The 12,969-nt window shown below is 69.1% G+C and carries 9 protein-coding genes; 4 read left to right on the forward strand and 5 right to left on the reverse strand.

The features are described 5' to 3' along the window. From DIE03_RS09150 to DIE03_RS09160, 3 genes are all read left to right on the forward strand, one after another. A partial coding sequence (locus DIE03_RS09150) for an autotransporter domain-containing protein (RefSeq protein ID WP_124449526.1) occupies positions 1-4,073 on the forward strand: 4,073 nt, incomplete at its 5' end. 156 nt (positions 4,074-4,229) lie between these two features. Beyond that, entirely contained in the window at positions 4,230-6,452 is a 2,223-nt protein-coding gene (locus tag DIE03_RS09155) for an amylo-alpha-1,6-glucosidase (protein ID WP_124449528.1), read from the forward strand. Positions 6,453-6,548: 96 nt separating this feature from the next. Beyond that, on the forward strand, positions 6,549-6,800 hold the full coding sequence (locus tag DIE03_RS09160; RefSeq protein WP_006482135.1) for a hypothetical protein: 252 nt from the start codon (positions 6,549-6,551) through the stop codon (positions 6,798-6,800). A gap of 493 nt (positions 6,801-7,293) precedes the next feature. Here the strand turns inward: DIE03_RS09160 and penR are convergent, their stop codons facing one another. Further along, positions 7,294-8,184, reverse strand: coding sequence for a beta-lactamase transcriptional regulator PenR (gene penR / locus DIE03_RS09165; RefSeq protein ID WP_124449530.1), 891 nt, complete (start codon positions 8,182-8,184; stop codon positions 7,294-7,296). 127 nt (positions 8,185-8,311) lie between these two features. Between penR and blaPEN-bcc the strand changes: the two genes are divergently transcribed. Then, positions 8,312-9,247: a PEN family class A beta-lactamase, Bcc-type gene (gene blaPEN-bcc, locus DIE03_RS09170; protein WP_124449532.1), complete on the forward strand. Its 936-nt coding sequence runs from the start codon at positions 8,312-8,314 to the stop codon at positions 9,245-9,247. Between the two features lie 479 nt (positions 9,248-9,726). Here blaPEN-bcc and DIE03_RS09175 read toward each other — a convergent pair whose 3' ends face one another. The 4 genes from DIE03_RS09175 to DIE03_RS09190 all read right to left on the reverse strand — a co-directional run bounded on the left by DIE03_RS09175 (position 9,727) and on the right by DIE03_RS09190 (position 12,851). Further along, the gene (locus DIE03_RS09175) at positions 9,727-9,927 is read right to left on the reverse strand and encodes a hypothetical protein (protein WP_124449534.1); all 201 of its coding nucleotides are present in this window, start codon (positions 9,925-9,927) and stop codon (positions 9,727-9,729) included. Between the two features lie 203 nt (positions 9,928-10,130). Further along, positions 10,131-10,625, reverse strand: coding sequence for a hypothetical protein (locus tag DIE03_RS38690; protein WP_260434836.1), 495 nt, complete (start codon positions 10,623-10,625; stop codon positions 10,131-10,133). Positions 10,626-10,809: 184 nt separating this feature from the next. Beyond that, on the reverse strand, positions 10,810-12,192 hold the full coding sequence (locus tag DIE03_RS09185; protein ID WP_124449536.1) for a cell wall metabolism sensor histidine kinase WalK: 1,383 nt from the start codon (positions 12,190-12,192) through the stop codon (positions 10,810-10,812). Then, positions 12,189-12,851: a response regulator gene (locus tag DIE03_RS09190; protein WP_124449538.1), complete on the reverse strand. Its 663-nt coding sequence runs from the start codon at positions 12,849-12,851 to the stop codon at positions 12,189-12,191. Before DIE03_RS09190 ends, DIE03_RS09185 begins: the two co-directional genes overlap by 4 nt. Positions 12,852-12,969: the final 118 nt, after the last annotated feature.

Here is a 12,969-nt window from a genome sequence, read left to right on the forward strand (position 1 = left end):
TGACAGTGAACGGCAGCGGCAACAACACGTTCGGCGGCGCGATCGGCGGCACGGGCGCGGTGACGTTCGCGGGCACCGGCACGCAAACGCTGACGGGCGCGAACACCTACACCGGCGGCACGACGATCGACGGCGGCAGCACGCTTGCACTCGGCGCGGGCGGCAGTCTCGCGTCGGGCAGCGCGGTGAATCTCGCGGGTACCGGTGCGACGTTCGACGTGAGCGGTGCGACGGGTGCGCAAACGCTCGGCGCGCTGACCGGCGCGGGCGGCACGAACGTGTATCTCGGCGCGAATGCACTCACGCTGAACGGCAGCGGCAACAGCACGTTCGGCGGCACGATCGGCGGGACCGGCGGCCTGACGCTCGCGGGCACCGGCACGCAGACGTTGACGGGGGCGAACACGTATACGGGCGGCACGACGATCAACGCGGGCGGCACACTCGCGCTCGGCGCGGGCGGCAGCCTCGCGGCGACGGGCGCGGTGAACCTCGCCGGCACCGGGGCGACGTTCGACGTGAGCGGTGCGACGGGCGCACAGGCGGTCGGCGCGCTCACCGGTGTGGGCGGGTCGAACGTGACCCTCGGCGCGAATGCGTTGACAGTGAACGGCAGCGGCAACAACACGTTCGGCGGCGCGATCGGCGGCACGGGCGCGGTGACGTTCGCGGGCACCGGCACGCAGACGCTGACGGGCGCGAACACGTATACGGGCGGCACGACGATCAACGCGGGCAGCACGCTCGCGCTCGGTGCGGGCGGCAGTCTCGCGTCGGGCAGTGCGGTGAATCTCGCGGGTACCGGCGCGACGTTCGACGTGAGCGGTGCGACGGGCGCGCAGACGCTCGGTACGCTGTCGGGCGCAACCGGCACGAACGTGAACCTCGGCGCGAACACGTTGACGCTGAACGGCAGCGGCAACGGTACGTTTGGCGGCGTGATTGGCGGGACGGGCGGCGTGACGCTGGCCGGTACCGGCACACAAACGCTGACGGGCGCGAACACGTATACGGGCGGCACGACGATCAACGGCGGCAGCACGCTCGCACTCGGCGCGAACGGCAGCCTCGCATCGACCGGCTCGGTGAATCTGGCCGGCACCGGCGCGACGTTCAACCTGAGCGGCGCATCGGGTGCGCAGACGATCGGCACGCTGTCGGGCGCGACCGGCACGAACGTGAACCTCGGTGCGAACGCGCTGACGCTGAGCGGCAGCGGTGCCGGCACGTTCGGCGGGACGATCGGCGGCACGGGTGCAGTGACGGTTGCGGGCACCGGCACGCAGACGCTGACGGGCGCGAACACGTACACGGGCGGCACGACGATCAACGCGGGCAGCACGCTCGCACTCGGTGCGGGCGGCAGTCTCGCATCGGGCAGCACGGTGAATCTCGCGGGCGCAGGTGCGACATTCAACCTGAGCGGCGCATCGGGCGCGCAGACCATCGGTACGCTGTCGGGCGCGGCAGGCACGAACGTGACCCTCGGCGCGAATGCACTGACGCTGAACGGCAGTGGCAGCGGCACGTTCGGCGGCGCGATCGGCGGTAACGGTGGCGTGACGTTCGCCGGCACCGGCATGCAGACGCTGACCGGCGCGAATACCTACACCGGCGGCACGACGATCAACGGCGGCAGCACGCTCGCGCTCGGCGCGGGCGGCAGTCTCGCATCGACCGGCGCGGTGAATCTGGCAGGCACGGGCGCGACGTTCAACCTGAGCGGTGCGACGGGCGCGCAGACGATCGGCACGCTGACCGGCGCGGCCGGCACCAGCGTGAACCTCGGCACGAATGCGCTGACACTGAACGGCAGCACCAGCGGCGCGTTCGGCGGGACCATCGGCGGCACGGGTGCCGTGACGGTTGCGGGTACGGGCACGCAGACGCTGACGGGCGCGAACACCTACACGGGCGGCACGACGATCAACGGCGGCAGCACGCTCGCGCTCGGCGCGGGCGGCAGTCTCGCATCGACGGGCGCGGTGAATCTCGCTGGCGCGGGTGCGACGTTCGACGCGAGCGGCGCGACGGGCGCGCAGACGATCGGCGCGCTGTCGGGCGCGGCCGGCACGAACGTGAACCTCGGCAGCAACGCGTTGACGTTGAACGGCAGCGGCAGCAGCACGTTCGGCGGCACGATCGGCGGCTCGGGCGGCGTGACGGTGGCGAGCGGCACGCAGGTGCTGACCGGCGGCAACACGTACACGGGCGGCACCACGATCGCGGCCGGCGGCACGCTGCAGCTCGGTAACGGCGGCACGTCGGGCAGCGTGGCCGGCAATGTCGTCGACAACGGTGCGCTGGTCGTCAATCAATCCGGCAACGTGACGATCGCGAGCGTGCTGTCCGGCGCCGGTTCGCTGACCCAGGCCGGCAGCGGCCAACTGACGCTGACGGGCACGAACACGCTGAGCGGCCCGACCACGGTCAGCGCGGGCACGCTCGCCGTCAACGGTTCGCTCGGCCAGTCGAACGTCACCGTGCAGAGCGGCGCGACGCTGACGGGCACCGGCACGGTCGGCGGCCTCGTGGTGCAGGGCGGTGCGACGGCGGCCGCGTCGCAGCCGGGCGCGGCGCTGAACGTGGGCGGCAACGTCACGTTCCAGCCGGGTTCGACGTTCCAGGTCGCGGCGTCGCCGCAACAGAGCGGCAGCCTCGCGGCGGGCGGCACGGCGACGCTGAACGGCGGCACCGTGCAGGTGATCGCGAACCAGAGCGGCTACCAGCCGAGCACGACCTACACGATCCTCACGGCCGCGTCGGGCGTGCAGGGCACGTTCAGCCAGGTGAACGCGAACTACGCGTTCCTGATGCCGACGCTCAGCTACGATCCGGGTCACGTGTACCTGCGGCTCGTCGAGAACGGCACGTCGTTGCCGGACGTCGCGACGACGCCGAACCAGCGCTCGGTCGCGACCGCGCTCGGCGGGCTCGGCGCCGGCAACCCGCTGTACGACGCAGTGCTGACGACCGACGCGCCCACCGCGCGGCGCGCGTACGGGCTGCTCGACGGCGAACTGCAGGCGAGCCTGAAGAGCATGCTGCTGCTCGACAGCCGCTACGTGCGCGACGCGGTGACCGACCGTGTCCGCCAGGGCCTCGCACCGGGATCGGGCCCGCTTGCCGCGCTGTCGTCGGGCGGCGCCGCGCTGTGCGGCGACAACACGGCCGGCGCGGTCGACCCGACGTTGCCGCCGGAACGCCGGATCGGTTCGCGCGAGGGCTGCTACGGCGGCACGCCGTATCAACCGGTCGTCTGGGGGCAGGCGTTCGGCGGCCGCAGCCGGCTCACCGGCGACGGCAATGCGTCGACGATCAACCGCAGCATGACGGGCTTCATCGCCGGTGCCGACATGGCGCTCAACGACAAGTGGCGGGCGGGTCTGGCGGCAGGCGTCACGCACAGCTCGCTCGACAACGACCAGAGCGCGTCGGCGGCGGTGAACAGCTACTACCTGTCGCTGTATGGCGGCGCGCAGTACGGCGCGCTTGGCGTGCGCGGCGGCGCGTCGTACACGTGGTACCGGATCAACAGCGACCGTTACCCCGGCTTCGCGGGCTTCTCGGATCACGACTCGGCCGGCTACAACGCGCATTCGGCACAGGTGTTCGGCGAAGTCGGGTACGCGCTGCCGGTCGGGCCCGTCGCGATCGAGCCGTTCGCGGGCCTCGCGTATGTGAACCTGCATACCGACGGCTACACGGAAACCGGTGGCGCGGCCGCGTTGCGTGCCGGCGGCGAGACGACTCACGTCGGCTTCTCGACACTCGGCGTGCGCGCGGCGTCGCAACTCGGCTCGATCGGGAGCGGCACGTTCACCGCGCGCGGGACGGTCGGCTGGCGCCATGCGTTCGGCAACGTGCGGCCGTCGTCGGCGTTCACGTTCGCGAACGGCGGTACGTCGTTCCAGGTGTCGGGCGTGCCGATTGCGCGCGACAGCGCGGTGCTCGAAGCCGGTATCGACGCGAACATCACGAAGCGCCTGACGCTCGGCCTCACGTACAGCGGCCAGTACGGCAGCGGCGTGCGCGACAACGCGATCCTCGGCAACATCCTGTGGAAGTTCTGAGCTGCACGTGATGTGCCTGTGCGCGACGCCAGGCGGCGACGGCAACGTCGCCGGGCGTCGCCTCTTTGTCGTCGCTGCGCACGTGCCCCGTTCTGGCCTATCCTGTGCGAAACACGCGACGCGCGCCGCGCGTCGCGCCTCGACACAGGAGCATCGATGCCGAATCACGCCGAAGCCACTACGACGCAGGCGCCGCAAGTCGCGCCGGTCGCCCCGACCACCGCGTCGGGCCCTGCCTTCATCGCACCCGAAGCCGATCCGCAGGCCCTCGCGCGGAACAACCAGTACGTGCTCAAATCCGGCGACGCGTTCGTCGTCAGCGACGCGCTCGGCGACATCGGCGGCCATGACGACGGCCTGTTCGTCGATGACATGCGCGTGCTGTCGAAATGGCGCCTGACGTTCGGCGGCCGTGCGCCGTCGCTGCTGTCGGGCGCGACGAGCGCCGACAACGCGTCGTTCACCGCGCACCTGACCAACCGCCCGCTGCCGCCGCTCGGCGGCCACGAGACGCCCGAGGGCGTGATCCATATCGAGCGGACGCGCGTGCTCGCGGGCGACGTGCTGTACGAAGCGCTGACGCTGACGAACTACGGTGCGAGCGAAGCCGAGGTGCCGCTGTCGCTGTCGTTCGCGGCCGATTTCAAGGACATGTTCGAGGTGCGCGGCACGCGGCGCCCGAAGCGCGGCACGGTCGTTGCTCCGCGCGTCGATGCGGGCGCGGTGCGGTTGCGGTACGACGGCCTCGACAGCGTCGAGCGCAACGTGACCGTGCATTTCTCGCCGGCGCCTGACGCGCTGTCGGTCGATCGTGCCGACTACACGTTGGCGATCGCCGCGCAGGCCTGCGTGTCGATCTACCTGACCGTCGATGCGACGCTCGGCCCGGCGCACGGCGAAGGGCCCGGATGCGGCCGCGTCGCGCTGCGCACCGCGCTCGTCGGCGTGCATCGCGAGATGCGCGCGCGGCGTGAGTCGATGGCGCGCGTGAACACCGGCAATCCGCTGTTCGACGCATGGCTGGACCGTTCGCTCGCGGATCTCGGGTTGCTCACGACGCAGCTCGACACGGGGCCGTACCCATATGCGGGCATTCCGTGGTTCTCGACGCCGTTCGGCCGCGATGCGGTGATCACGTCGCTGCAGATGCTGTGGCTGCAGCCGTCGCTCGCGCGCGGCGTGCTGCGCTTTCTCGCCGAGCACCAGGCGCGCGAAACGTCCGCGTTCCGCGACGCGGAGCCCGGCAAGATCATGCACGAGTTCCGCCGCAGCGAGATGGCCGCCACGGGCGAGGTGCCGTTCGCGCTGTACTACGGTGGCGTCGACACGACGCCGCTGTTCATCGTGCTGGCCGGCGCCTATGTCGAACGCACCGGCGACGATGCGCTGATCGACGAACTGTGGCCCGCGCTCGAACGCGCCGCGCAATGGGTGATCGACAAGTGCGACCGCAATCCGTACGGACTGCTCGATTACCAGCGCACGTCGGAGCGCGGCCTCGCGAACCAGGGCTGGAAGGACAGCCACGATTCGGTGTTCCACGCGGACGGCCGCTTCCCCGACGGGCCGATCGCGCTCGTCGAAGTGCAGGCCTATGCGTGCGCGGCGCTCGATGCGATGTCGGCATGCTCGCACCGGCGCGGCCACGCGGCCGACGCAACGCGCTACGCGCTGCGCGCGAAGACGCTGCGCGAGCAGGTCGACGCGCTGTTCTGGATGCCGGAAGGCGATTTCTACGGGATCGCGCTCGACGGTCATGGCGATCTGTGCCGCGTGTTCGCGTCGAACGCGGGCCACCTGCTCGCGTTCGGGTTGCCCGACGCCGAGCGCGGCGCGGCGGTGGCCGGCGTGCTCGGCTCGACGCTGTTCCAGACGGGGTGGGGCATTCGCACGCTCGCGGCCGGCCAGCCGCGCTTCAACCCGATGGCCTATCACAACGGCTCGGTATGGCCGCACGACAATGCGCTGATTGCACGCGGGCTCGCGCGCTACGGCGACAAGACGGCCGCGGTGAACCTGCTGCGCGCGCTGTTCGAGGCGGCGGTGAGCTTCGAGATGCGCCTGCCGGAACTGTTCTGCGGGTTCCCGCGCCGGCGCGGCGAACCGCCGACCGCGTATCCGGTAGCCTGCCTGCCGCAGGCATGGGCGGCCGGTGCGCCGTTCATGATGCTGCAGGCGTGCCTCGGCGTGAGCATCGACGCGTCGCGCCACGAGGTGCGCGTCGAGCGCCCGGCGCTGCCGGAAGGGGTCGACTGGTTGCGGATCGACGCGCTGCGCGTCGGCGACGAAACCGTGTCGCTGACGTTCCGTCGCGTCGACGGCCAGGTCGTCGCGGCGGCGGAGCAGCCGGGCCGCGTGAAGGTGGTCGCGGTGCTGTAGCGCCGTGCTGCGCGAACGTTGCGCGATGTCGCGCCACGTTCGCGCCCGGCGGCATAGAATCGTGACATGACCCTTGAACGATGGCGGAGGTAGACGATGACGACCGACAACCGGCCCGACGACGGCGAGCACAAGCTCGAGAATCTGGAAGCGGCGGTCGACCACCTGCACAAGTCGATCGAATCGCAGAGCATCGCGGTCGGCGCGGCGAAGGGCATCCTGTTCAGCCTGATCGAAACGCTCGGCGCACTGATCGGCGATCCCGATCTTCCCGAGCATGCGCGTTCGGGCTACGAAGCGCTGCGCGACAAGGCGAGCGAATTGCGCGGCGGGCTCGACCGGCATTGATGCATTGCTTGCGCCGGCGCTGCCCGATTCTGCAGATGAAGCACAAAACCCCGTGCGCTCAATGAGTTAGGTGGGCGCTGCGCAGGATATCCACAAGCTTGCCAACATAATCTGTGGAGAACCGGCCGGCCTTTCGGTCACGCGTGCGGTGCGTGCCCGGAGGTCGTCCGGTATGCGTCGAATGCCCTTCCGGTGCCACACCATTGACCGCTCAAGGTCCGGATGTCGAATACCCTTGTGTATCAAGATGTTACGCGCCGGATCTGACGGATATCCACAGGCTTGCCAACAAAATCTGTGGACAACTCGCAATCGATTGCGTCGCACTGGTTGAGTATCGGGCCCGAATGCGACAGGCGTGCGAAGCCCCTGCACAAAGGCTGCCCGATGCGTGTACCGGAAAGCAAATGCGTGCACGATCAAGGGCTTGGATCCTGGGTGCCCAGGATATCCACATCCTTGCCAACATTTTCTGTGGACAAGCGAGGCTGCGTTACGCGTCCGGCGTCGTGCCGGCCGCCTCGGCCACGATCCAGTCGCGAAAGAGCGTCATTGCCGGCGTCAGCGGTTTCGATTTCAGCGACGTGAGCCAGTAACCGCCCGCGCACACGTCGATATCGAGCGGCCGTGCGAGCAGGCCGAGCTGCAGTTCGCGCGCGAACATGCAGGCCGGCGCGAGCGCGACTCCCGCACCCTGCATCGCGGCCTCGACCATCAGCCGCGACGAATCGAACACGGGCCCGTTGACCGCCCATGGCTCGAGCTGCGCGGCGTCGAACCAGCCGTGCCATTCGTCGGTGCGGTACGAGCGCAGCAGCGTTTCATTGGCGAGATCGGCCGGCTGCGCGAGGCGCCGCGCGATTTCCGGCGTGCACAGCGCGGTGAGCGGCGCATCGAGCAGCGGCTCGTTGCGGGTCGCCGGCCAGTTGCCTTCGCCGAAACGGATCGCGAAGTCGAGACCCTCGGCCGCCAGGTCGACGACGTTGTTGTTGGTGCGCAGCCGCAGCTCGACGAACGGGTGCGTATCGCCGAATTGCTTCAGTCGCGGCATTAGCCAGCCTAGGGCAAAGGTGCCGACGACACCGAGCGTCAGCACCTCGCGGAAGCGCCCGCCGTCGAACTGCTTGAGCACCGTCTCGATGCGGCTGAACGCGTCGCTCAGCACGGGCAGCAGCGCGCGCCCTTCGTCGGTGAGCCCGAGGCCGCGCGGCAGCCGTGTAAACAGCGTGCAGCCGAGCCGTTCCTCGAGCGAGCGCACCTGCTGGCTGACCGCGGCCTGGGTCACGCTCAACTCGAGGCCGGCGCGCGTGAAGTTCAGGTGGCGCGCCGACGATTCGAACGCGCGCAACGCATTGAGCGGAAGATGAGGGCGGAGCTTGGTCATAAGAATTTCTTTTGTCAGCGCTCAATTATCGTTGCTTGTCAGGCAACCGTAAAGTCTCGATAGTGCTGTCTCGGCGGCCGGCCGTTTCAACCTCGATTCGTCGCCATTCCACCACGAGACAACCGACATGACCTACTCATCGAAACGTCGAACCCTGTTGCTGGCCGCCGCGACGGCGCCGGTCGTTCTCACCGCCACCGCGTGCGCATTGCGGCAGGCCACGGCGCCGGATGCGGCCAGTCAGGCAGCGGCGGCTGCGGACGCCGTGGCGCCCGCGGCTGCCGGGGCGGCGCTTGCCGATCTCGAGCGCGACGCGGGCGGCCGTCTCGGCGTGTACGCGATCGACACCGCGCGCGGCCGCGTCGTCGAACATCGCTCGGGCGAGCGATTCCCGTTCTGCAGTACGTTCAAGGCGATGCTGAGCGCGGCGGTGCTGGCGCAGAGCGTCGATCGCCCGGGCCTGCTGCAACAGCACGTCACGTATACGCAGGCCGACCTCGTCAACTATTCGCCGGTGTCCGGGAAGCATGTCGGCACGGGCATGACGGTCGCCGCACTGTGCGAGGCCGCGATCCAGTACAGCGACAACTCGGCTGCGAACCTGCTGATGAAGCTGATCGGCGGCCCGTCCGCCGTAACCGCGTTCGCGCGCTCGATCGGCGACGACGCGTTCCGGCTCGATCGATGGGAGACCGAACTGAATACCGCGTTGCCGGGCGACCCGCGCGACACGACGACGCCCGCCGCGATGGCCGCGAGCATGCGCGTGCTCACGCTCGGCGAGGCGCTGCCGGCCGCGCAGCGTGCGCAGCTCGTCACCTGGCTGCGCGGCAACAAGGTCGGCGACAAGCGGATTCGTGCAGGCGTGCCGGCCGGGTGGACGGTCGGCGACAAGACGGGAACCGGCGACTACGGGACGACGAACGATGCCGGCGTCATCTGGCCGGCGTCGGGCGCGCCGATCGTGCTGGTCGTGTACTACACGCAGGCGCAAGCCGATGCGCGGGCGAAGGACGACGTGATCGCGTCGGTCGCGCGCATCGTCGCGCAGACGTTCGGTTGAACGGTGCGGTGCGGCGTGCGCGGCGCGATCCGCATGCACGCCGTGCCGCAGTCGTGACCCGCGTGACCAAACGTTGTGCGATCAACGACTTAGGTCACGCATGCTCAGGATATCCACATGCTTGCCAACAAAAATTGTGGACAAGCCAGCGTGCGGCCGCGTTCGCCATCGCGCGCGCCGCCGTGCCGCGTTTGAAGCGGCGCGGACAAAGTCTTTCGGATCAAGCGCTTGGCTGCGGTATGCGCAGGCTATCCACACGCTTGCCAACAAAATCTGTGGACAAGCAAGTCGACCGGCACGGCAGGCGGCGTGTCACGCCACGGGCGGGTGCGCAACCGGCGATTTGCCGCGCGCGTGCCCCATTCGAAGCGGCGCGGACAAAGTCTTTCGGATCAAGCGCTTGGTCGCGGTATGCGCAGGCTATCCACATGCTTGCCAACACAATCTGTGGACAAGCCCGCGGGCCGTCGCCGCGATGTTCAGCGCTGCCGATCGTCGACCGTGGGCCAGCGCGCGAACGCGAACACCCACAGCATGATGAAGTTCAGGATCGGGACGAACATCGTCAGGATCCACCAGCCCGAATGTCCGGTGCGCCGGACGATGCGGACGTACGGATAGACGACGATGGCGACGAGCACGAGCGAGACGAGCAACTGCCACGCGGTGAAGTGTTCCATGGTCTTCCTCGGGGTGATGTGTCGTGGTGCGGCGCGACGCCGCCGATGCGCGGCCGCGTGCGGCTCGCATGATCTTGATGCGTGACGTGCACGGGCGTCAAGGCGCGGGCGGCGTGTTGCCGTTGCGCCGGATCGTCCGCTTTCGCACGCGCTTGCGCCGCGTGTTGCCGAAACGGTGACGCCGCGCATGAATGGCAAGCCGATCAACGGGTTAGCGCATGCTTGCGCAGGATATCCACAAGCTTGCCAACACAATCTGTGGGTAAGTGGCGCGGCAGCCGGCCCGCACGCGTGCGGCGGTCGCGGCGTGCATCCGTCGTGGCGTCGTGATGCGAACCGAGGCGAAGCGGGGCGTGCAACGGCCAGCGCCCGGGCCGCGTCTGCATCACGCGTGCCAAAGTCCATCGGATCAAGGGTTTAGCGTCGCGGTGCGCAGGATATCCACAAGCTTGCCAACATTTTCTGTGGAGAAGTCCGCGTTCGCGATGACGGTGGATGCCACGCGCTGCCACGTTTCGCACGCGCACTTGCGCGGTGCAGATCACGAATTCCGCATCGTCTTTCCACTCGGTGAGAAAGCCGGCTTTGTCCGCAGGGGCGAGCGTGAACACGTTGACACGCACGACGGCTCCGCGTCGATCGCAATCTGTTTGGTGGATCGAAAAGGAAGGATCCATCGGCTGCGACGGATCATGCATGACGGTTGAATCGGGTGCGTGGCTGACCGCGTGCGGTGCATCGCGCACCGGATCGCCGCCGCGCGGCGCATTTGCCGCGCATGCGCGACAAACGCTTTCCGATCAAGGGCTTGGTGCCGTTAATGGACGGTTGTCCACAAGCTTGCCAACATATTCTGTGGAAAAGCCGCCCATCACGCGCGCATCAGACCGGTGCGGGAAACCGCACCGTGACGGTCAGCCCGCGCCCGCCCTGCGTGGTGCCGAGCGCGACCGTCGCGCGGTGCTGTTCGGCGATCCGCTTGACGATCGACAGCCCGAGCCCGCTGCCTGACGACGTGACGGCCTGCGCGCCTTCGCCGCGATAGAAGCGTTCCCACACGTCGTTGCGTTCGGCTTCCGGGATCCCGGGGCCGTCGTCGGCGACTTCGAGCACGGGCGTCGTGCCGTCGACGCGAGCGGACACGTCGACACGCGCGCCGTTGCCCGCATAGCGGATCGCATTGTCGACGAGGTTGTTCAGCAGCACGCGCAGCGTGTCGACGTTGCCTGCCGCCATCACGGGCGCGGCGACGATCGCGCCGAGATCGATTTGGTGCGCGTCGGCGACGCGTGCGCGGTCCGATACCACCGACCGGCACAGCGCGGCGAGATCGACGGGCGTCGACGCCGACGCCGACGCGGCCGCCTGCGCATCGGGTTCGAGGCGCGCGAGCGTCAGCAGCTGCTCGGCGAGGTGGCCGAGGCGCGTCGTGCCCGCCTGGATCTGCGCGAGGATGCGCTCGCGCTCCTCCGCGGTCGCCGCGCGCCGCAGCAGCTGCGACTGGATCGACAGCCCCATGATCGGCGTGCGCAATTCGTGCGCGGCATCGGCGATGAAGTGCCGCTGCAGCGTGAACGAGCGGTCGAGCCGCGTGAGCAGGTCGTTGATCGCTTCCGCTAGCGGGCGAACCTCGTTCGGCATCGACGCGACGTCGACCGGTTCGAGGTTGTTCGCATTCCTGCGTTTCAGGCCCGATGCGATCGTGCGCAGCGGCCGCAGCCCCGCGCCGATGCCGAACCACAGGCCGATGGCCAGCAGCGGCAGCATCGAGAACACCGGCCACAGCAGGTGCACGGCGATGGCGGCGATCGCTTCCCAGCGCGCATGTCGCGCCTGCGCGAGCCGGATCGTCGTGCCGCCGCGTTCCGTCACATAGGTGCGCCACGGCTGGCCGCCGACATCGACGCTCGCGATGCCCTTCTGCGCGGGCGGCGGCAGCTTCGAATCGCGGTCGGTCGAATACACCAGCGAGCCGTTGCGCCAGACCTGCAGCAGCACCGCGTCGGGGTCGCTTGCCTCGAAGCCGTGCTTGCCGTTCGCGTGGTCGCTGAACGACAGCTCGCCGTTCGGGCCGACGACGATTTGCTTCGACATGCTGCGCATCTGGTCGTCGAGCAGGTCGTCGAGTTCGCGCAGCGCGCCCCAGTAGGTGCCCGCGCTCGCGACCAGGCCGATCACGCACGCGGCCGGCAGCAGCCAGGTCAGCAGGCGCCGCCGCAGCGACGCGTTGCGCCAGTGCGCGATCGCGCGTTGCACGTGCGTCATGTGCCGTCACCGATCCGGTAGCCGACGCCGCGCACCGTGCGGATCATGTCGTGGCCGAGCTTCTTGCGCAGGTTGTGGATGTGCACCTGCACCGCGTTGCTCTCGATTTCCTCGCCCCAGCTGTACAGCCGCTCCTCGAACTGCTCGCGCGAAATCACCGCGCCCGGTTCGCGCATCAGTTCGTGCAGCAGCACGAATTCCTTCGGCGACAGCGGCACTTCGTCGTCGTCGAGCCACACGAGGTGCTTGACGGGATCGAGCCGCAGCGGGCCGATCGCGAGCGTCGTCTGCGCGCGGCCCGCGTGGCGGCGATTGACCGCGCGAATGCGGGCGAGCAGCTCGTCGAGCTCGAACGGCTTGACGAGATAGTCGTCCGCGCCGCTGTCGAGCCCCGCGATGCGGTCGGGCACGCCGTCGCGCGCGGTGATGATGATCGCGGGCAGGTTTTCGTCGCGGCGGCGCAGCGCGGCGAGCACCGACAGGCCGTCGCGGTTCGGCAGCCCGAGATCGAGCAGCAGCAGGCCGTAGCCGGTCGAGCGCAGCGCGAGCGACGCGGCGTCGCCGTCCTTCACCCAGTCGACCGCGAAGCCTTCCTGTTTGAGGCCCTGTTCGAGCCCGCTGCCGATCAGCGGATCGTCCTCGACGAGCAGTACGCGCATGGATTGGTGTCTCTTCAGCAGGGCGCAGCAACGCCCGGGGTTCCCATGATAAGCGCACGCGTCTTAGGCGAAGCTTAAATGCGGGCGCGGCGCGGCGGGCCTTTCGTACTCGTCCAAT

Origin of the sequence: Burkholderia sp. Bp8992, assembly GCF_003853705.1 — a bacterium.
GTDB lineage: Bacteria > Pseudomonadota > Gammaproteobacteria > Burkholderiales > Burkholderiaceae > Burkholderia.

Bases quoted from the DNA above. Each gene is read 5' to 3' on its own strand.
- blaPEN-bcc (WP_124449532.1), top strand. From the start codon at position 8,312: ATGACCTACTCATCGAAACGTCGAACCCTGTTGCTGGCCGCCGCGACG.
- DIE03_RS09175 (WP_124449534.1), bottom strand. From the start codon at position 9,927: ATGGAACACTTCACCGCGTGGCAGTTGCTCGTCTCGCTCGTGCTCGTC.
- DIE03_RS09160 (WP_006482135.1), top strand. From the start codon at position 6,549: ATGACGACCGACAACCGGCCCGACGACGGCGAGCACAAGCTCGAGAAT.
- DIE03_RS38690 (WP_260434836.1), bottom strand. From the start codon at position 10,625: ATGCATGATCCGTCGCAGCCGATGGATCCTTCCTTTTCGATCCACCAA.
- penR (WP_124449530.1), bottom strand. From the start codon at position 8,184: ATGACCAAGCTCCGCCCTCATCTTCCGCTCAATGCGTTGCGCGCGTTC.
- DIE03_RS09185 (WP_124449536.1), bottom strand. From the start codon at position 12,192: ATGACGCACGTGCAACGCGCGATCGCGCACTGGCGCAACGCGTCGCTG.
- DIE03_RS09155 (WP_124449528.1), top strand. From the start codon at position 4,230: ATGCCGAATCACGCCGAAGCCACTACGACGCAGGCGCCGCAAGTCGCG.
- DIE03_RS09190 (WP_124449538.1), bottom strand. From the start codon at position 12,851: ATGCGCGTACTGCTCGTCGAGGACGATCCGCTGATCGGCAGCGGGCTC.